19 protein-coding genes and 1 pseudogene are annotated in these 18,955 nt (G+C 68.3%); 12 read left to right on the forward strand and 8 right to left on the reverse strand.

Annotation, left to right across the window (positions count from 1 at the left end; genetic code table 11):
* Positions 1–114 precede the first annotated feature (114 nt).
* Positions 115–582 carry an SRPBCC family protein gene (locus tag ACIBF8_RS06050; RefSeq protein ID WP_396781263.1) on the reverse strand — a complete coding sequence of 156 codons (468 nt, stop codon included), beginning with the start codon at positions 580–582 and terminating at the stop codon, positions 115–117.
* A 209-nt stretch (positions 583–791) separates the two neighbouring features.
* Between ACIBF8_RS06050 and ACIBF8_RS06055 the strand changes: the two genes are divergently transcribed.
* Both ACIBF8_RS06055 and ACIBF8_RS06060 read left to right on the forward strand, forming a co-directional pair.
* Positions 792–1,340: a GNAT family N-acetyltransferase gene (locus tag ACIBF8_RS06055; RefSeq protein ID WP_396781264.1), complete on the forward strand. Its 549-nt coding sequence runs from the start codon at positions 792–794 to the stop codon at positions 1,338–1,340.
* Between the two features lie 558 nt (positions 1,341–1,898).
* Positions 1,899–2,537, forward strand: a complete 639-nt coding sequence (locus ACIBF8_RS06060) for a DUF4240 domain-containing protein (RefSeq protein ID WP_396781265.1) — start codon at positions 1,899–1,901, stop codon at positions 2,535–2,537.
* Positions 2,538–2,823: 286 nt separating this feature from the next.
* Here the strand turns inward: ACIBF8_RS06060 and ACIBF8_RS06065 are convergent, their stop codons facing one another.
* A complete protein-coding gene (locus ACIBF8_RS06065) occupies positions 2,824–3,618 on the reverse strand; it encodes a hypothetical protein (protein WP_396781266.1) in 795 nt (264 codons plus the stop codon).
* A gap of 682 nt (positions 3,619–4,300) precedes the next feature.
* Between ACIBF8_RS06065 and ACIBF8_RS06070 the strand changes: the two genes are divergently transcribed.
* The 5 genes and pseudogenes from ACIBF8_RS06070 to ACIBF8_RS06090 form a co-directional block, all read left to right on the forward strand.
* Entirely contained in the window at positions 4,301–4,729 is a 429-nt protein-coding gene (locus tag ACIBF8_RS06070) for a hypothetical protein (RefSeq protein ID WP_396781267.1), read from the forward strand.
* Entirely contained in the window at positions 4,723–4,956 is a 234-nt protein-coding gene (locus ACIBF8_RS06075) for a helix-turn-helix transcriptional regulator (protein WP_204944729.1), read from the forward strand. Before ACIBF8_RS06070 ends, ACIBF8_RS06075 begins: the two co-directional genes overlap by 7 nt.
* Positions 4,953–5,933, forward strand: a complete 981-nt coding sequence (locus tag ACIBF8_RS06080) for an NAD(P)-dependent alcohol dehydrogenase (protein WP_396781268.1) — start codon at positions 4,953–4,955, stop codon at positions 5,931–5,933. Before ACIBF8_RS06075 ends, ACIBF8_RS06080 begins: the two co-directional genes overlap by 4 nt.
* 1,434 nt (positions 5,934–7,367) lie before the next feature.
* Positions 7,368–7,595, forward strand: a complete 228-nt coding sequence (locus ACIBF8_RS06085) for a hypothetical protein (protein ID WP_396781269.1) — start codon at positions 7,368–7,370, stop codon at positions 7,593–7,595.
* Positions 7,596–7,927: 332 nt separating this feature from the next.
* Positions 7,928–8,161, forward strand: a pseudogene (locus ACIBF8_RS06090) (kinase); the annotation flags it as partial.
* A 115-nt stretch (positions 8,162–8,276) separates the two neighbouring features.
* Here ACIBF8_RS06090 and ACIBF8_RS06095 read toward each other — a convergent pair.
* The gene (locus ACIBF8_RS06095; protein WP_396781270.1) at positions 8,277–8,609 is read right to left on the reverse strand and encodes a hypothetical protein; all 333 of its coding nucleotides are present in this window, start codon (positions 8,607–8,609) and stop codon (positions 8,277–8,279) included.
* 22 nt (positions 8,610–8,631) lie between these two features.
* Here ACIBF8_RS06095 and ACIBF8_RS06100 point away from each other — a divergent pair, with 22 nt between their 5' ends.
* The 3 genes from ACIBF8_RS06100 (at position 8,632) to ACIBF8_RS06110 (ending at position 10,994) form a co-directional block, all read left to right on the forward strand.
* Positions 8,632–8,961: a hypothetical protein gene (locus ACIBF8_RS06100; protein WP_396781271.1), complete on the forward strand. Its 330-nt coding sequence runs from the start codon at positions 8,632–8,634 to the stop codon at positions 8,959–8,961.
* A 289-nt stretch (positions 8,962–9,250) separates the two neighbouring features.
* Complete coding sequence (locus ACIBF8_RS06105) at positions 9,251–10,234, forward strand: hypothetical protein (RefSeq protein WP_396781272.1); 984 nt, start codon at positions 9,251–9,253, stop codon at positions 10,232–10,234.
* A 22-nt stretch (positions 10,235–10,256) separates the two neighbouring features.
* Positions 10,257–10,994 (forward strand): SDR family NAD(P)-dependent oxidoreductase, encoded by a 738-nt coding sequence (locus ACIBF8_RS06110; protein ID WP_396781274.1) that lies wholly within the window; start codon positions 10,257–10,259, stop codon positions 10,992–10,994.
* On the opposite strand, the gene ACIBF8_RS06115 is transcribed toward ACIBF8_RS06110, so the two are convergent.
* The 5 genes from ACIBF8_RS06115 to ACIBF8_RS06135 form a co-directional block, all read right to left on the reverse strand.
* Positions 10,973–11,191 (reverse strand): hypothetical protein, encoded by a 219-nt coding sequence (locus tag ACIBF8_RS06115; RefSeq protein WP_396781275.1) that lies wholly within the window; start codon positions 11,189–11,191, stop codon positions 10,973–10,975. The genes ACIBF8_RS06110 and ACIBF8_RS06115 overlap by 22 nt on opposite strands.
* Before the next feature lie 196 nt (positions 11,192–11,387).
* Positions 11,388–12,134, reverse strand: coding sequence for a BTAD domain-containing putative transcriptional regulator (locus tag ACIBF8_RS06120; RefSeq protein ID WP_396781276.1), 747 nt, complete (start codon positions 12,132–12,134; stop codon positions 11,388–11,390).
* A gap of 20 nt (positions 12,135–12,154) precedes the next feature.
* Positions 12,155–13,969, reverse strand: coding sequence for an ABC transporter ATP-binding protein (locus ACIBF8_RS06125; protein WP_396781277.1), 1,815 nt, complete (start codon positions 13,967–13,969; stop codon positions 12,155–12,157).
* The gene (locus ACIBF8_RS06130) at positions 13,966–14,490 is read right to left on the reverse strand and encodes a TlpA family protein disulfide reductase (RefSeq protein ID WP_396781278.1); all 525 of its coding nucleotides are present in this window, start codon (positions 14,488–14,490) and stop codon (positions 13,966–13,968) included. Before ACIBF8_RS06130 ends, ACIBF8_RS06125 begins: the two co-directional genes overlap by 4 nt.
* A gap of 66 nt (positions 14,491–14,556) precedes the next feature.
* A complete protein-coding gene (locus ACIBF8_RS06135) occupies positions 14,557–15,078 on the reverse strand; it encodes a MauE/DoxX family redox-associated membrane protein (protein ID WP_396781279.1) in 522 nt (173 codons plus the stop codon).
* 186 nt (positions 15,079–15,264) lie between these two features.
* On the opposite strand from ACIBF8_RS06135, the gene ACIBF8_RS06140 reads away from it, so the two are divergent.
* On the forward strand, positions 15,265–15,735 hold the full coding sequence (locus tag ACIBF8_RS06140; protein ID WP_396781280.1) for a S26 family signal peptidase: 471 nt from the start codon (positions 15,265–15,267) through the stop codon (positions 15,733–15,735).
* A 196-nt stretch (positions 15,736–15,931) separates the two neighbouring features.
* Positions 15,932–18,916, forward strand: coding sequence for a glycoside hydrolase family 3 C-terminal domain-containing protein (locus tag ACIBF8_RS06145; protein ID WP_396781281.1), 2,985 nt, complete (start codon positions 15,932–15,934; stop codon positions 18,914–18,916).
* Positions 18,917–18,955 lie beyond the last annotated feature (39 nt).

Genomic DNA, 18,955 nt, shown 5'->3' on the forward strand with positions numbered 1-18,955 from the left:
AGCCGGCTCTTCGGAGAAGTCACTTCCCGGACCCGCCGAGACCCAGGATAGAACTCTCCTCCCAGCGGTGTCTTGACACAGAGGGGAGCCAGATGCGGATGCCCCGCGCGATCGTCACGCCCCGCTGCGGGCTTCCGCCAGGTACTTGATGTGGGCTGCCCGGCGCGTCAACAGGCGCCGTAGGTACGGCGCGATCAGGGCCCGGCTTACCACCGCGCCCAACGGTCCCAAGGGGGCGCTGATGGTCATGCGGTCGGTCATCTGCGTTCCGAAGCCATCGAGGTCCTCGAGGTGGTGCTCGTGGCGTAGGACGCGGAAGGGCCCACGTGACTGTTCGTCGACGAAGCGGTGCGGACGTTCGTAGGCGGTGATTCGGCTGGTCATACGCCAGCGCACACCCAGGTGGCGGGCCCGGAAGGTGACCTCGTCTCCGAGCGTGAGTTGGCGTCGGCCGCTGCTGGTGTTGGCCGTCTCCTGGCTGCCGGGCAGGGATGCGGCGTGAACGTCGACATCGAGTTCCAAGTCGAACACTACGCTCGGGGCGGCATGGATCAGGGACACGATCTCGATCAGCACCGGCACATCGGCAGGCTAGCCCCGATCGAGGTTGCTGGTCATCTGCTCATCGGCACGGCAGAAACGGGACGTCCGCGACTCGGCTACATGCGGTGATGGCCGGGTAGCCGGACAAGGCGCGAACTGCGGCATGAGCGGACATCTGGTTTAGCCGAAGTCGTCGTGGTGCGGTACACCGTAGGGCGAGAGCCAGATCCATTGGTAGGTTGCCCGCCATGACTGAGCTCGGACCCGTCGCCTGGCCACCTGCCCCGATCAGGACCGAGCGGCTCGTGCTCCGTGAGCCCGAGGCCCGGGACCGCGTGGCGGTCATCGAGCTGTTCGCCTCGCCAGAGGTTGGCACCTACATCGGTGGCCCTCGCCGCCGTGATGAGCTCGAGCATACGGTGCCTGAGGTACCCCGGCGGCGCCCTGGCCTGTTCGTGGTCGATCTTGACGGAGCGTTGATCGGCATGATCACGTTCGATCGGCGCGACGCAGAGCGTCCGGGTCACCTCCGTCCGGATGCCGGGGAGGCTGAGCTGGGCTACATGTTCCTGCCAGAGGCATGGGGATGCGGGTACGCCGGCGAGGCGTGCGCAGCGGCACTCGACTGGTTCGCCGGCGCGCTTCCCAGCGAGCCGGTAGTGCTCTGCACCCAGACCGCCAACGACCGCTCGATGCGCCTCGCGGCGAAGCTGGGGTTCACCGAGGCCGACCGGTTCGAGGAGTACGGCGCCGAGCAGTGGTTCGGCGTGTGGTCCTCGGTCAAGTCGTCCGGTTGAGCTCGTGCTCGACAGTGCAGCGGATCGATAGCCACCCACCACATCGCCTCGGCAGCGTCGCTGATGGCGGCATGAGAGTGTTCTCGTGAAGCCGTCCCCATGAGAAGGTCGGTTGATGTTACGTGGACGACTACTAACCGAGAGCCTGCGCGTTGGCGTCGACGTGCGCGTACCTTCGCTACGCGTCGTCCGAGTGGGCCGACACGATGTATCAAGTTCAACGTCGGCTGACCAGCCGAGTGTCTGGACTTTTCTGGACTTCGAGGCACCCGACGATGTAGCCGACGAAGTGGCAGCGGCGCTGGCGGGATCCTTGGTTAGCGACCAAGGCTGGTACGCGGACTTCGAGGTGGGCGATGATCACGTCGTCGTCTTTCCCGGTCGGGTGTTCCGATACACCAAAGGTGATCGCGCGGGAAGAGACGCCGCCGTGGAGTACGGCCGGACCGTCGGCGTACCCGGCCATCAACTCGACTGGGGCGAATAAGAGCGTCGCTAAAGTCAGGCCAGGAGGTATCAGGCTGCAAACGGGATGCCGGCGTGCACTGACATCGGCATGTGCGGACGCCGCTCTACCGCCTCCGCGGGAGCGCCAACGCTGACGACTTCGGATCCGCTGAAGAGGTCCTTACAGGCGCTTGTAAGATCAGACCATGGAGTCGCCATTCTTCTGGCGCATCGTCGAAGACGCCCGCTCCGAGATGGGCAGCGACAGCGAGCAGGTCGCCCAGGCGTTTGTTCCGCCGCCTCCGAACGCTGGATCCGAACGAGATCGAACAGTTTCAAGAACGCTGGGAGCAAGCGCAGGGCGAGGTCTACCGGTGGCCGATCAGAGACGCCGCGACCCTGCTGCTCGGACCGCTCGACGATGAAGACTTCCTGGCGGTGCAGGACTGGATCGTGTCCCACGGACGGCAAGCCATGCACCGTGTCCGGGACGACCCTGACAGTCTTGTCGAGTTGGTGTCCGATCGGCACAACGCTCGGATTGACTGGTTCTGCGGCCTCCCAATGGACGCACATATAGGCGCGACTGGGGCTCCTTTTGCTGTCGATGGCCCATTCGTGCCGGACACGCCACACGGAACGCCGTCCGACCTAACCGACGAGATTGGCACAAGGCGCCGGTGGCCCCGGCTGACGGCCTACCTGGACGACAACCCGTGGATTGCACCTCCTTGGCAAGATGCCCGCTAGTTGGCCGACCGCGGGCTCAACGGCAGATCCGGACTCTCGATCGACCGCCGGACGTCACGGATACTGCCTCAATGATCAGGTTCCGGTTCGAGCTGTACCCACCGGACGAAGTGTCGCCGGGGAGCAGTGACTAGCCGAGGCTCCACTGGTCCCGCGCTACGGGCCCGCCCCCCAGCGGCATCGGGTCGAAGGGGCGCGCACTACGTTACGTTGCTCCCCTGCTCCGCTACCCAGCCACCGTACGGACCTCGGCCGACGTCATGTCCTCACTTGACCCCGATTGGGACTACGTGCCGGCGGCCTGCCGCATGAGTTCGAACATGAGCCGGTCCTGCGGCTTCAGCGCGCCCCGGCTCTTGTAGTTCGCCTCGCGGAACAGCAGTTGCCGCTGACCGTTGCCGACCTCCCGGTCGAGCATCCGCCGCAATGACCGCTCAACCCGGGCGTTAACGTCATCCGCTGGCCGGTCGGCCAACAGTGACAGGGCACGGTGCAGGGCGGCCTCAGCGTTCGGCACGTACAGGTAGTCCGGGCCGCTCGGCAGGCGCTGCCGAGTCAGGTCCACGCCATAGCGGAACGCCGTATCGACCAGGTCGGCAGCGGAAAAATCATTGCCGTGAAACTCATTGGACTCCCGCAGCGCAAGCGCCCGATACCCCGGCGGTTCCGCCCGCCCCTGCCTCGCCAAAAACGCCAAATTGCTGGCGAACCGCTCCGCGGAGCCGGGCGGCGGAGCGCCCCAGAACGTCGTTGACCTGATCCGCCCGGTGAACACGCAGTCGATGAGCTCCAAATAGCTCGCCGTCAGATCACGGATCTCCGCGTCGCGGAAGGTGCAACCAACAAACCGGGAGTAGCCAGCCCCTCCGGTCAGCAGCGCGCCGTCGAAGGAGCACTCGACGAACTGCGACAACTCCATGCCCGAGCCGAGCGCCACGTCTTGGAACCGCAATCCGTCAAAGCGGCACCGCTCAAAACGGGCACCGACGCCGACGAGCCCGGTCAACCCCTGCCTGGAAAAGTCGACCCCAACAAATTCCTCGTGCTCGACGATCAACCGGTTGCCCTGCTCACCTGCCACGATCTGCCCTTACCGCTCGCATCCGCTACTTCTTCCAGTTGTACAAGGCGTAGTCACACGTCTTGTACTCGCCTCCCTTGTCGACGTGCCGCTTCTTCGAGCCGGGCGACCGGCGGTGGATAGTCCCACAGGTCGTTCTCGCCAGATCGCGGACGCTGGCCTGAGGTATGGCCATCGGAGCAGCCACCTCCCGCAGCTACGGCCATGGCTGACTGTGGGGCCCACCGGAATGGGGAGCAGGAACAACCGGCGACGTATACGAACCCCCTACCAGGGCTTGGACGCACTAACCTCGGAGGCCGGCCTGCCCAACGTGCGGCGCCGGTACCGCACGTCACTGACCCAGGGATGGCAGCACCGTTCGAGCCGGGCCAGGCTCCGGGGAGCCCGCTCATCGTGAGCGGGCTCCAGAAACGGCTCAGCCGGGGCCCAACAGTTCAGCTGCAGTCGCGCGGATCGCGGCTAGATGAGGGCGTCTTCAGGCGCATTCGCTGGGGCCGCCGGAGCACCGCTCTGCGGTGCGGAGGTCGCAAGCAGTGGCGGGCGGTGCAGCGGGTCGACTGCCGTGCGTTGCGGGCGGCCAGGACGGTCACTCCCAAACTCGATGTAAAGAATTCTGGACACCACGTCAAACATCCGTTACGTTCATGGTGTCGAAAATGTTGTACACCGAGGAGCAGGCATGGCGCACAGAGAGAAGCGCGCGTGGATCATGTTGGTCGTCGCCGTGGTGGCGTACGCCGTCTACGTGGTCACTGTGGTGGGCCGCGCGGGTGGGCGGCCGTTGACGGAGGTTCCTTACGCGGCGGCGTTGCTGTGGACCGTCGGTGCGTCGATCGTTGCGAACATCGTGGCCGAGACCGCGATCAGTGTCGTGAGCCCCAAAGCGTCGCGCGCCGCGGACGTGCGTGACCGACAGATTGGCCAACTCGGCGACTACGTCGGTCAGTCGTTCCTGGTCATCGGGGCGGTCACGGCGATGCTCATGGCGATTGCTGGGTGGGACCGGTTCTGGATCGCCAACGTGATCTACCTGGGCTTCACGCTGTCGGCGGTCCTGGGCTCGGTCGCGAAGATTGCCATGTACCGCGGGAGGCTCCCGCAATGGTGAAGCCGACCCGCGTGACGAACTGCATCCGCGCACTGCGCTTCGCGCACGGCGAGATGACCCAGGCCGAACTGGCCGAACGCGTCGGCGTGACCCGGCAGACCGTCATCGCCATCGAGCAGGGCCGGTACTCGCCCTCCCTCGAAGTGGCCTTCCTCATCGCCAACGTCTTCGGCGTACGGCTCGACGAGGTATTCCAGTACCCCAACTCTGGCGAGGAGACATCATGAAGGCGATCGTTCAGGACGTGTACGGCCCGGCGGACGTGCTGGCACTGCGTGACATCGACCGGCCCTCGGTCGGTGACGACGAGGTGCTCGTACGGGTGCGTGCCGCAGGCGTGGACCCGGGCGTCTGGCACCTCATGACCGGCCGGCCGTACCTGGTGCGAGCCTTCGGGTTCGGACTGCGCAGGCCCAAGGTGCCGGTACGCGGCCGGGACCTGGCCGGGGTTGTGGAGGCCGTCGGTGCGCGGGTTACCCGGCTGCGACCGGGGGATGAGGTGTACGGGACCTGCGAGAGCGGCTCCTTCGCCGAGTACGCGACCGCCCGGCAGGATCGGCTGGCGATCAAGCCGGCGAACCTCTCCTTCGAGCAGGCCGCGGTCACGCCCATCTCCGGGATGACCGCGCTGCAGGGCCTGCGCGACTGCGCGGGCATGCGGCCAGGGCAACGAGTCATGGTCATCGGCGCGGCGGGCGGCGTGGGCAGCTTTGCCGTGCAGATCGCCAAGGCATTCGGCGCTACGGTCACCGGCGTGTGCAGCACCGCAAAGGTCGACCTCGTCGGTTCCCTCGGCGCCGCCGACGTCATCGACTACACCCACAGCCAGATCGACGGCAACGGGGCACGGTACGACGTCATCATCGACACGGCGGGCAACCGTCCGGTATCCCTGCTGCGGCGCGCCCTGACGCCACACGGAACCCTGGTCTTGGTCGGCGGCGAGCATGGTGGCGGCCGGCTACTCGGCGGCTTCGACCGACAGATGCTGCGCGCACCGCTCATGTCCATCTTCGTCAGTCAGCGCCTGCGCAGCCTGATGGCCAAGGAACACGCCGCCGACCTCGAGGAACTACGACGGCTCATCGACTCCGGCGCCGTCACCCCCGTCATCGACCGCGCCTACCCCCTCGCCGACGCCGCCGACGCGATTCGCCACCTCGCTCAAGGCCACGCCGCCGGAAAGACCGTCGTCACCGTATAGGTACTCGACCCCGTATCTCAGCACCCGGTCGACAAGCCGCCCGCAGCGACGCGATATCCGCGGGGACACTGCGACACCCGACCACATAGTCATCCAACGACACCCGCACCACCGACGTCCCAACGTCCGCTCATCGGCAGAAGCGGATACGCCATACCGCCGGTGCCGGCTTGCTGGTAACGGAACGTCACGATGGTCGGACGCCTGTTCCTGTGGGGGCTCGCTGAATCCGCTGACCGGCTCGCGGGCGGTTGAAGGCTCGGACGTGCCTCCGCCGTCTGCAGGACGCTGTGCACGTTCAGCTGTACCTGGCTGTGCACCTTGACCCGTGCGCCGACAACATCCGAGCCGCGCGGATTGCCGACACGATCGGTGATCGGTTGAACAGGATCCTCGCTGGCTTGAAAAGATCGACATCTGCTTGAACACGAGGCGGCCGACCGCCTCGGGACCTTGAACAAGATCGCGATGGGGCGTGAGTGCGCCCGGCGAGCGCCGCTCGTGGCCGTCCCGCTTCACCCCGTGGCTGCCTCGCGGGCGGCGCATGTTCAAGGGTGCCGTCTCGACGTGGCTGCGTCCGGCGTGAAGGGCCTTGAACAGCCTGGCCACGGGTTGCACACCCCGACTCGGGGTGTCCGCCGGCTGACGTCGAGGCGCATTGACGGGGATTGGCAACGGCTGGGTTGAACACGGGTCGAGACACCTTGAACAAGATCAAGAGTGTTCATGATCTGTTCAAAGGCCCTGGTGGCGTGGTGGCACAGCGCCGATCGGCATTCCCGCCGGACGGCACACGGTCATCACGAGGGAGCACCACCATGGACCGTCGTACCCCCGCTACCGAGCCAGCCGTCTCCCGGCGCGGCGAGACGCTGCTCAACGACATCGAGTACCGATTCCGGCTGATGGGGCAGGGGCCGAGCCCGCTGTCGGTGGACGGCCGCAGCCTCGGCCACGGCCTGCCCCGCCGTCGCATCGCCCTGCCGGAGCTGTCGGCGATCCTCATGCATCCGTCCTGCGGCTATGCCGCCCGGGACGCGGCGTGGCGGCTGCTGGTGCAGCGTGCCCGTCCTGGTGACCCGGCGTGGCGTGCCGGTGCGGTCGGCGTTGCGCTGCCGGGCTTGCGGTTCAAGGCGTACCTGCTGGCCAAGCTGTTCACCGGGGACGTGCAGGCCGCCATCGTCGAGCACTTCCTTCGGGCTCTCGGCACGGTCGATGTGGCCAAGCCGGGCGTGGTCGGGAACCTGCTGTCCGCCGCGTTCTCCAAGGCCCGCGCCGAGCTGCGCGACCTGGAGCCCGCCTCGTCCGGGGCGCCGAACCACGCCCCGGGGGCGGTGTTGCCGCCGGCCCCGTACGGCCATCCCCGCCCCCGGCAGCTGGGTCTGGGCCTACGGCCTGATCGCGAACTTCAAGCCCGGCAGGCAGGAAACCTGGGTGAACTTCCACAACGAGCAGCGCGCCCCGCTGCTGTTCATCGCCGGCGGCGCCGACCACATCATGCCCCCGTCGGTGAACAAGTCCAACGCCCACCATTACAAGGCCCCCGGCACCATCACCGACTACCACGAGTTCCCCGGCCGTTCCCACTGGACCTGCGGCGAACCCGGCTGGGAACAGGTCGCCGACCACGCCCTCGACTGGGCACTGCGGCACGCCCGATAAGCACCCGAGGCAGGACCTCGCGCTACCGGACGTGGGCTGCCGAGAAGAACCGCCCCGAGCGGCGACGGGGATCGCTGGGTAACGCAGTACCGATCGCCCTACGAGCGCCGCAGGGGGGCACCAGAAAGGCCCTACGGTTGCTCACCAGTTCGGTAATTTCGACCGGTGAGCAACCGTACGCCCGTAACCGTCCAGGATCGAATCCACTCAACCAAGCAGATCCGGGTACCGGGTGGGGTGTGGCCTCACAGGAAACGGCGAACGTTGCGCGCATGTTCGGGACGTGTACGCCCAGCTCAGCAACGGTTCAACACCCACCCGCGGTCGGTAAGCTGGAGCAGGACTACCTGCGCCGCATCCTGCTACGCGAACGCGACAAGCCCGGCGGTGCGGCACCGGCGTTGATCGGGCAGACCGTTCGGTTCGCCCTCGACCATGGCTACCACGTGGTGCTCGAAGGCATCATGCACAGCAGCCGCTACCGCAGCATGCTGACCTCCCTGCGGGACGGTCACCGAGGGCGGTCCCTGTTCTGCTACCTCGATGTGTCCCTGGCCGAGACCCTGGACGATCTGCTTCCGAGCGTTCCGCCTCCGTAGAGCAGCCCAGCCCGTCGAGGGGCCACCCGTCGGACCGCAGCGACACGGCGCACGACCAGAGCCGCTGACGCCACCACCCGCACTATCGGGCGGTCTTGTCGCGGACCGGTCGCGGGTGCCGGAACGCGCTCAGCACGGCGGTGACGAGAGCAGCCGCCAGTAGGACCCGCACCACGTTCAACAGCAGAGTGTCGCCGGTGGAGTGGGGCGGGAAGACGTCCTTGGCGAGCCAGCCGACGCCCATCCCCAACCCAATGCAGGCGTGCATCGTGGCCCGCAGGCGCGGGAGGGGCTGACGACGGCCGAAGATCCGGGGCACCGTCTTGCCGCCACGGCTCCGGCCGATCAGGACAGCGGCGAAAGCCAGGTTGGCTGCTGCGGCGATGACGGCCAGGACCAGGTCCACGGAGCCCATGGCGCGACACGCTATCGCACCGATGCTCGCGGTGAAGATCAGCGGCATGCCGTGGACCGAGCGGCGGGCGCAGCCATCCCACGAGAGGGGGCGAATACATTCCCTGGGTACGACCCTCGCCGCGACTCGAGAAGATGTGGCGGTCATCGACGCCCTTCTCCGGGACATCGCTGACCGTCCGGTGGACCTGGCTGATCCGGACTGGCAGGTGAAGCTGTCGGCCGCCGCGCCGCCTGCGCAGGAAGCCGGGGTGGCAGCCGAGGCCGCAGAAGCCCTGACCGCACTGCTGGACATCCACGAACCAGACCCCGTACGGCTGCCTCAGCAGTTTGGCGGGACCGTGCGCTGGTGATCAGGCAGTCGCCGAGGGGGTCACCGGGCAGGTTGGACGAAGGCGCCGCTGGCCAGCTGCGTCACGCCGTCGGATGGAATTCGTGTTCCAGGCCGCACCGGACACATTGCGTGTGATCCACGCCGGGTGCAAGGCTGGATCGATGGGTTGGTGGAATCGATTTCGACGCGGATCGCGTCACCCGCTACGACGGCCAGGCCTGGGTGTACAACCGGCCTCCGGGTCGTCCGACCTGTGGGAGCTGATCGAGGACCTCTCGTCGGCCCAGCCGGAGAATCGGGCCGAGCTGATGGCTCTGCTGCGGCGGTTGGCGTCGGCGAGGCACCCGCACACACCCGAGCCGGTGTACGAGATCGGCGAGATGATCCGCCGGCACACGTCAGTGCCGGACGACGACGCGACCGCGGCGGCCTGGGCGGTCTGGCACGCCGTGCCGGAGCTGGACCTGATGGCGAGCGCCCGGGATCGCTGCCAGCACGCCAAGAGCCTGCTCGGCACGCTGCGCGAACTGGTGCTGCACGGCCCGGACCCGGCTTTCGAGATCGGCGATCCGGACACCACCATCGCCGATGCCCTCCGGCTTGAGGCGGAGCGGATCGGTCACGCACCGGTGGCCGGCGAGGGCGAACACCAGGCCGGCTACCGGGCCGCGTACGCCGGGTTCGTCAAGCAGATGGCGCATCGGGCGAGGGAACTCGAGGGGATGCCGGAGCGCAACCCCCGCCGCGGCGTCCTGGCCACGACTGCTCCGTCCGCAGACACGGTCGATTCGCCCACCCCGGTGCTGGTGGCCCTACGCGAGGCCGTGGCGGCACTCCCGCACCAGCGGGACGCTCGGCACGAGCAGTGGGCGGCGCGGGTGACCAGCGCCATCGAGCCGTTGCACTTCGGCGGCCCGAGCGTGGATCCGACCGCCCTCGGGCGGGCGATCGTGGCCGACCTGCCGGAGCTCGACCGACTCGATGAGACGCTGGATCGTCTCGAACGGATCGAGGAGCAACTGGCCGCGATGCAGCGTCGGGTGACGGCTCAGCGGGCGCACCTGACCGAGGAGGTGATCCGCTGGCGCAACGCGCTCGCCCGCGAGCTGCGCCAGCAGGCCGACCATCACGTCGCCGCGACCGGTATCTCCCTGGACGTCGATTTCACCGCCGGCTTCACCTTGGCCAGCGACCAGATCGCCCGGCACCTGCGCGAGCGGGCCGACCGGCTTGCCGTCGCGGACCTACCCAAGCCCTCCTTTCCGATGACCCGGGCCAGAGACGCGACCTGACCGCGGACCAGCGTCAGCCGCCATGATGTCGTCGACGGTCACCACGTCGAAGCCCTTGGTGGCGAGCAACATCAGGGCGGCGTCGTGCCTCGGCCTGGTCACCACCCGGGCGCTCGCCGGCCACGGCGCGCGCGTCGTCATGGCCGTCCGTGACGACGAGAGAGACCGCCGGGTGGCCGCCGACATCATCGTGTCCCGGCCCGGCGCCGACCTGGAGGTACGCCCCATCGACCTAGCCGATCTCGACTCGGTGCGGAGGTTCGCCGACCGGATGCACGCCGACGACCGCCGGGTGGACGTGCTGATCAACAACGCTGGGGTGATGGCCGTGCCGCGCACCCTCAGCCCGCAGGGGCACGAGGTGCAGTTCGCCACGAACCACCTCGGGCACTTCGCCCTCACCGGGCTTCTGTTGGAGCTCCGGCTGGCCCAGCCGGTCGAGCGCGGCGTCTGGCCGCAGCTGTTCGCCGCCACCGACCCCGCCGCGCGACCGGGCCAGCTCGTCGCCCCAGGCGGGCCGGCCGAGCTGCGCGGCCACCGCGCGCCGGGGAAGCTGTCCGCGGCGGCGACCGACCCGGAGCACGGCCGCCGGCTGTGGGAGCTGTCCGAACAGGCCACCGGCGTACGGTTCGGCTCGCTGCGGCCTGCCGGTCACCCGTCGATGCCGATGCCCCGCATCCTCCGGCAGGAGGCCGTCGGCCGGATGGTGACATCCGGCCGACGGCCGTGGATCGCCGATCAGCAGCAGCCCGTGGTGTAGCTCACCGAGGACGCGTTACAGTCCCTCGCCGTGTTGGCGTAACAGCGGACCTGTCCCGCGACCACCTTGTTGTAGTAGTAGTAGCAGTACGGGCCTCCACACCCGACATAGGCGAGAGAGCAGACGTTGCACGCGGATGCCGTGGCCTTCGGCAGCAGCGTGGCCAGTAGTTTGTCGGCCAGCCTGTTGATAATCATATGACCTCTCTCCTTCTCCGCCGGTACGGCGGTTCGTCGACAGGGTCACGATGTCATCGACGGCTTACGATCCGCTAACGGTGCGCTAATGCCATCGCAGCCGGCGGTGCGGCGGCATTCTCGCTGGTTATGGGCGGCGGTGACGGCGACGCCGCCTCCCTGGGAGTTCGGCTGCGACGGCGGGCGGGCGAATGTGCTACCGCTGGCTGCTCTCGCGAATGAGGCCGACCAGCCGGCCGATTCGTTGACCGGGTGCGACGCCGAGGTCCCGGGCCAGGATCTCGCACAACTGATCGTGGGCGGCCAGGGCGGACGCGATGTCACCGCGCCTCATGTGTGCCTCGATGAGATGTTCCCAGGCCCGTTCCCGATACGGCCACTGGCGGACGAGAGGTTCCATCGCGTCGATGACGGAGTTGTGGTCACCGAGGACGAGTTGCGCCTCGGCGAGATCCTCCATCGCCCGCCACCGTCGCTCGTCCAGTGACGCCGCCATGACCGCCACCCCGGCTGATCTGGCATCGACGCAGGCGTCCCCCCGCCACAGCCGCAGTGCCGCGGAGAGGGCGGCAACCCGGCGTTCAGCGCCTTCGGGGAGTCGTGCGCCGGCACCACGTTGCGTCAGATCGTCGAAGCGGGCCAGGTCGGTCGACGCGAGACGGGCGCACAACACGTAACCAGGTGGTCGGGTCTGCAGGATGTTCACGGCATCCGGGCCGCCGAGCCGGACGAGGCTTCGCCGCAGGGCGTAGACGTGGCCCTGTAGCTTCGTCGTCGCCGTCGCCGGCGGGTGATCGTCCCAGATGACCTCGATGAGGCGGTTGACAGCGACCACTGTGCCCAGATTGAAGGCGAGCGCCGCCAGCAGTGCTCGTCTTCCCAGGCCGCCAACGGCCATCGGCTGTCCGCCGACACTTGCCTCGATCGGGCCCAACAGTGACACTCTGAGCAGCGTGTTAGCGTTCACATCAATGTCCGAGTGGTGATCGCGTCGTCGTAACCCGATGCCTGGAGATGGAACAGCTCGGCATAGCGCCCTCCCGATGCCATCAGCTCATCGTGGCTGCCCTGTTCGAGAATGCGGCCGTCGGACAGCACAGCGATGCTGTCCGCCTCCCGGACGGTGTTGAGCCGGTGCGAGATGAGCAGGCTGGTGTGTGTGCGGCGCAGCGACATCAGCCGCTGGTTGATCTCGTGCTCGGTCGCTACGTCGAGACCTGACGACGGCTCGTCGAGGATCAACATGTCAGCGCCCTCCCTGAGCACGGCTCTGGCCAGCGCCAGCCGCTGCCACTGCCCCCCGGACAGCACCACCCCCACTCCGGGCAGATCACCGTCGCTGAAGGCGCGCGTCAGCATGGTGTCGTAGCCGTTCGGCAGTGCGCCCAGGGTGGCGTCCATGTCGGCCGTGGCGGCTGCCGCCCGCACTCGGGCGCGGTCGTCCAACGCGCTGACGTCTCCTACCGCGATGTTGTCGTGGGCGGAGAACTCGTAGGTCATGAAGTCCTGGAATGTCGCCCCGAGGCGGGCGCGGAGCGAAGCCGGGTCGATGGTGGTGATGTCGACGCCATCCCATCTAATGACGCCCCTGTCCGGGACGTGGAAGCCGCAGAGGAGTTTGACCACCGTCGACTTGCCGGCGCCGTTGTCGCCGACCAGCGCGAGGGACGAGCCGTAGGGGATCCGCAACGTGAGGCCGCGCAGGACCCAGTCGTGCTCGGGGGCGTACCGGAACCAGACGTCGTCGAACTCCAAGCCTCGCTTCAGCGCAGGCAAGGAGGGCAGCGGAGCGGCACGCCGGGCCTCGCGGATCACCGCGGTGATGTCGACGTAGTGGCCGAATACGATCAACGTCTCGCCGAGCATCGCGATCTGCCGGACCAGGCTTGACGCGGACATCTGCAACGCGGTCAGTGCCGCGATCACGACCACGAGGTCGCCGACGGTGCCGTGTCCGTCGGCCACCCGTGCGACGAAGACGGCCAGCGCGACCAGTGACACGACACCGGTCAGTGTCGCGAGAGCACTGTCGACCCACAGGGCCAGGCGGTCCTGGTGTCGCTCCTGTGCCTGGGCTGCTCGCAACTCGCGCAGCAGACGTCCCTGGAAGAACGGGCCGAGCCCGAACAGTCGGATCTCCTTCGCGGCGCGCATGTCCAGCAGGAGTGCGGCGTAGAACGTCTGCCTGCGAAACATCGGCACGGTGCGCTCCAGCATCGCCCCGCGCATCCGTGCCAAGCGGATCTGGGCCACGAGCGTGGGCAGCACCGCCAGCATGACCAGCGCGCTCACCAGTGGCGACCAGCGCACCAGCGTCACGCCGAAGGCCACAATGGTGATCATCTCCTGCCCGATGCCCAGGACCATGCTGTTCAGCTGGGTCGGCGCGAAGCGGCTCGCCTCATGGGCGAGCCGGAGCCGATCATGAAACTTGCTGTCCTCCAGCTCTGTCAGCCGGGGGTGCGCCGACACCGCGGTGAACAGTTCCTGCTGCGTGCGTATCGTCACCCGCCGTTCGGCGTCCCGCTGTACGTACTGGGAGACGTGCAGGATGAGGGGCGACACGATGGCCAGGGCGCCGAACCCGGCGACACCCAGCCAGATCGTCGACGTGGCCCCGGCGGAGAGGCCATCGATGAGCGCTCGGGTGAACCAGGCGGTGGCCACCGCGGTCAGGCCACCCACCACCATGATCACGATGCTCACCGCCGCCGCCCAGGGCGCGGCGCCGAAGTAGATCCCGAAGGCGCGACGCATCAACGCTGCCGACCGCCTCATCGGCTGCCCAAAACCTCGCTCAGGTCATGCCCGCGTGCCGCCAATCGTCCGTCCGCGCCGAACAGCACGAATGAGGGAGTGCCCTGCACCTGGAACGCGGCCATCACCGCGCTCGGGCTGTCGTCCATGACGAGGAGGCCGGCCTTTCGCAGCGTCGGGCCGAGTTCGTCGGTCATGCCCTCACCCACCGTGAGGAAGCTGATCACGCGTACACCGGCGCCTCCGAACTCCTCGGCGCGGTCGGCCAACTTCTCCGCCTGGGCGGGACAGTGCCGGCACCCGGCCGAGAAGAACCCGATGAGGGCCGGGCTGCCGGTGAGGTCGGCGCTGGAGACCTGGCCGTCGGGCGAGACGAACTCTGGCAGGGGGGCGCCAACGGACAGCCCAGAGGCGGGCGGGGAGGTCATCTCGACGATCTTCGCCTCGGTCTCACGTAGCCGCCTGATGACTGCGGCGCTCAGCGCGAGATCGACAAGGACGAGCGCCGCGAGTATGGCGACAGCAGTGGACAGAAATAGCACGTGGGCTCCTTGGATCGGTGCGACAAAACGCAGCGCACGAGATGCGCGCATTCGATTGGGAGAGATTCAGCGTGCGGGTGACGCTCCGCGGAGGAGCCAGGTGAGGTCGTCAAGCCTGACCAGCGTCGCGACGATGAATCCGGCTAGAGAAAGGGCCAATATGAGATGCGGCGGCTCGAGGCTTCTGGGCGATATTGCGGGCAGCGTAATGGTGCCAATGAGGGCCCCGGCGGCCGCGCTGGCGAGGAAAGCGCTGCGAACGACATGCCGCCACGCGACAGGCGTGTTCGTCGGGCCGAAACAGTGACACCCCGCCGTGGACCCTCGTCGGACGGCCCGCGCCAGCACGACGGTGAACGCGCCGAAGAGCAGTACGGCTGCGGCCAGGCCGACGATCGTGCTGCCAGGCCAGAGAAGAAGCGCCAGTACGGAAATTTCGGCTGCGATCGATGCCATCGCCACCGGGCGGGACCAACGCATGGGGGCGACCCGCAGTTCCGCAATGGCCTCGGCGAACGCACGAAAACTCATTCGGCTGCGCACTTTTGCGATAGCGGATACCGCAAGAACGCCGGCCAGCGTCAACATTGACGCGACAACAACGACGCCCACATCGTCCCCCGTTCCCCGTGGTGCCCACGTGCCGCGGGGCGTGAGTCAAGCAGGACTCAAGAACCCCGGCTGGGAATCTCGAGGCTATCGGCGTACATTGATGTTGTCAATGGGTTGATTTGACGGCGCAAAGATGAGAGTAATACCCCTCAAGGGGGTTTTATGACCGACGAGTCGCAATTCCTGCTAGCTGTGCTGGGCGGGTCTGCCGCGCTTGTGGCACCCGTCGTCGGCGTTGTCGTGGCGCGTCAGCGACTGATGATAGTCGATGTGATGGGGGACAGCATGGCCCCCACTCTGGCTCATGGCGACCGCCTCCTGGTCCGCCGAACGCGCCGGCTTCGGGCCGGTGGCATCGTCGTCGCGCGCCATCAGGAGGGCGGACCCCGGGATGTCGTCACTGGCTCTGCGGCGTCCGCCTGGCTCGTCAAACGCCTCGTGGCGCTACCGGGCGACGCCGTCCCGGCAGCGGTCGCCCCGGCCGTGGGCGACGGGGTGCGACGCGTGCCGGCTGGCATGGCCGTGTTGCTCGGCGAGCATCCAGGCAGCGTTGACTCGCGCCGGTGGGGATTCGTTCCGCTGGAGGACGTCGAGGGCGTCATGGTCGGGCGGCTGAGGTCCAGCGGCGGGTAGGGCCAGCGGGTATTGCCGACCCATTGGCATGGATCTATAGTTGCGCGGATCACAACAATCATGGCCGTGGTGATGCGGCCGGGTCGTCGAAGCGCTTCGACGATCCGTCGTTCAGGCCCGTCAGCCGGGTGTCGAGCCTGGTCACGCCGGTCTCGGCGCCCGCTGGGCGGCTGTCGTACGACATGAGGAGAACCGCATGCGGAACTGGCGCCTTCGGCGCGGAATCACCGCGCTCGCGCTCGCCCTGCTGGCCCTACCGGCCGTTCCCGGCACCGCGCTCGCCGAACCCAGCTACCCGTTCCGAGATCCACACCTGCCCGTGGACGCCCGGGTCGACGACCTGCTCGGGCGGCTCACCCTGGACGAGAAGGTCTCCTGGTTGCACCAGTACCAGCCGGCCGTTCCCCGGCTGGGCATCGGCCTGTTCAAGACCGGCACCGAGGCGCTGCACGGGGTGGCCTGGTCCACCGACATCGACAACAACGGCGCGGTGGTCAAGGCTCGCGGCACCGTCTTCCCGCAACCGGTGGGCATGGCGAGCACCTGGAACCCCGACCTGATCCGGCAGGTGGGGTCCGCCGTCGGCGACGAGGCACGCGGCTACCACGCGCAGGACCCCCGGGTCTGGGGGCTCAACCTCTGGGCACCGGTGGTCAACCTGCTGCGCGACCCCCGCTGGGGCCGCAACGAGGAGGGCTACTCGGAGGACCCACTGCTCACCGCCGCCATCTCCACCGCGTACGGCTCGGGGATGACCGGCGGTGACCCGGACCACCTGAAGAGCGCGCCGACCCTGAAGCACTACCTGGCCTACAACAACGAGGTCCGGCGCGACGTGACCTCCTCGAACGTGCCGCCTCGGGTGCTCAACGAGTACGACCGCGCCGCGTTCAAGCCGGCCATCACCGCCGACGCGGCGACCGGAGTGATGGCCGCGTACAACCTGGTCAACGGCCGTCCGGCCACGGTGGACCCGGACCTGGCCACGGTGGTCCGCGGCTGGACCGACCAGCCGCTGATGAACGTCACCGACGCGTGGGCGCCGAACAACCTCGTCGCCTCCCAGGGGTACTACGCCACCCAGCCGGAGGCGAACGCCGCGATCATCAAGGCCGGTCTCAACAGCTTCATCACCGACGACACCAACGCCCAGCCGACCGTCACCGCCATCAAGCAGGCGCTGGCCGCCGGCCTGCTCACCGAGGCGGACATCGACGCCCGGATCCGGGAGATCCTGAACGTGCGGTTCCGGCTGGGTGAGTTCGACCCGGGCGGCGGCCGGTACGGCGGCATCACCCCGGACGTCATCAACAGCCTGGAACACCAGCGACTCGCCCGGCAGGCCGCCGGCGAGGCGATGGTGCTGCTGAAGAACGAGCGGCAGGCCCTGCCACTGGACCCGTCCCGGACCCGCAAGGTGGCCGTGCTCGGCCCGCTGGCCGACACGCTCTACTCCGACTGGTACGGCGGCGACCTGCCGTACCAGGTGACGGCGCTGGACGGCATCCGTGAACGGCTGGGCAACTCGGCCACTGTGAGCGGGCTCGACGGGGCGGACCGGATCGCCCTGAAGGACGCCGCGACCGGCCGATACGTCACGGCCACCGGCACCACCGATGCCAACCCGGTCACCGCGACCGGTGCCACCGCCTCGCTCGCCGCCCAGTTCGACGTGGTCGACTGGGGGCAGGATGTGGTGACGCTGCGCAATGCCGCCAACGGTCGCTACCTCGGCTACAACTGGGGGCCGTTCCTCACCCGGGACGAGCAGCCGAACGGCTGGTACGTCCAGCAGCAGTTCAAGCTGGAGCCACAGGCCGACGGCACGGTGGCGCTGCGCTACGTCGGCTACGAGACCAAGGAGAGCTGGTTCGGCCCGGACAGGTACGTGACGGTCGGCGACGACGGCGCCCTCAAGCTCGGCGCCGCCACGGCGGCTGACGCGACCCACTTCAGTCGCGAGGTGCTCAGCAGCGGAATCGACCGGGCCGTGGCGGCGGCCAGGGCGGCCGACACCGCCGTGCTGGTGGTCGGCAGCAACCCGTTCATCAACGGCCGGGAGGCGCACGACCGCAGCTCCACCGCGTTGAGCGTCGGCCAGCAGGCCCTGGTCAAGGCCGTGACCAGGGCCAACCCGCGCACCGTGCTCGTGCTCCAGACCAGCTACCCGGTCACCATGAGATGGGAGCAGGAGCACGTGCCGGCGATCGTCTGGACCACCCACGCGGGCGCCGAGACCGGCCACGCCGTCGCGGACGTGCTGTTCGGTGACCGCAACCCGTCCGGTCGGCTCACCCAGACCTGGTACCGCTCGGACTCGCAACTGCCGCCGGACCTGCTGGAGTACGACATCATCTCGTCCAAGCAGACGTACCTGTACAGCGCCGCGAAGCCGCTCTACCCGTTCGGCCACGGTCTGTCGTACACCCGTTTCCGGTACGGCCAGCTACGTGCCGGTGCCCAGTCGGTCGCGGCCGACGGCACGATCGCGGCCAGCGTCGAGGTGACCAACGTCGGCAGCCGGGCCGGGACCGAGGTGGTGCAGCTCTACACCCACCAGCGCACCTCGCGCGACACCACCCCGATCCGCCAGCTCAAGGCGTTCCAGCAGGTGAAGCTCGCACCCGGGCAGACCCGGATGGTGACCCTGCGCCTGCCCGCCGCCGACCTGGCGCACTGGGACGTCACCCGCAGCCGGTGGGTCGTCGAGTCGTCCGTCTACGACCTGATGGTCGGGGCGTCCGCCGAGGACATCCGGGCCCGCGGCGCGGTCCGGGTCCGCGGTGAGACGATCCCGGCCCGCGACCTGTCCCGGCCCACCAGGGCGGAGAACTTCGACCGGTACGCGGGCGTCCGGCTCGTCGACGAGACGAAGCCCAGCGGTACGGCGGTCGGTGCCACCGCGGCCGGTCAGTGGATCTCCTTCGACGGATCCGCGCTGCGTGCCGGCGCGCACACCTTCAGCGCGAAGGTCGCCAAGGCCGGCGCGGAAGCCGGCAGCATCCAGATCCGGTTGGGGTCGCCCACCGGCCGGCTGCTCGGCACGGCCACCGTGCCCAGCACCGGCGACGACTACCGATACGTCAGCACCAGCACCGAGTTGGCCCGGGCCGTCGGCACCCAGGACGTGTACCTGGTGTTCGACTCCCCGCTGCGGCTGGCGGAATTCTCCATCGGTTGACCGGAGCCCGGGGCCGGGTCGATCGTCGACCCGGCCCCG

It is taken from the genome of Micromonospora sp. NPDC050276, from assembly GCF_044459545.1.
Taxonomy (GTDB): Bacteria; Actinomycetota; Actinomycetes; order Mycobacteriales; family Micromonosporaceae; genus Micromonospora.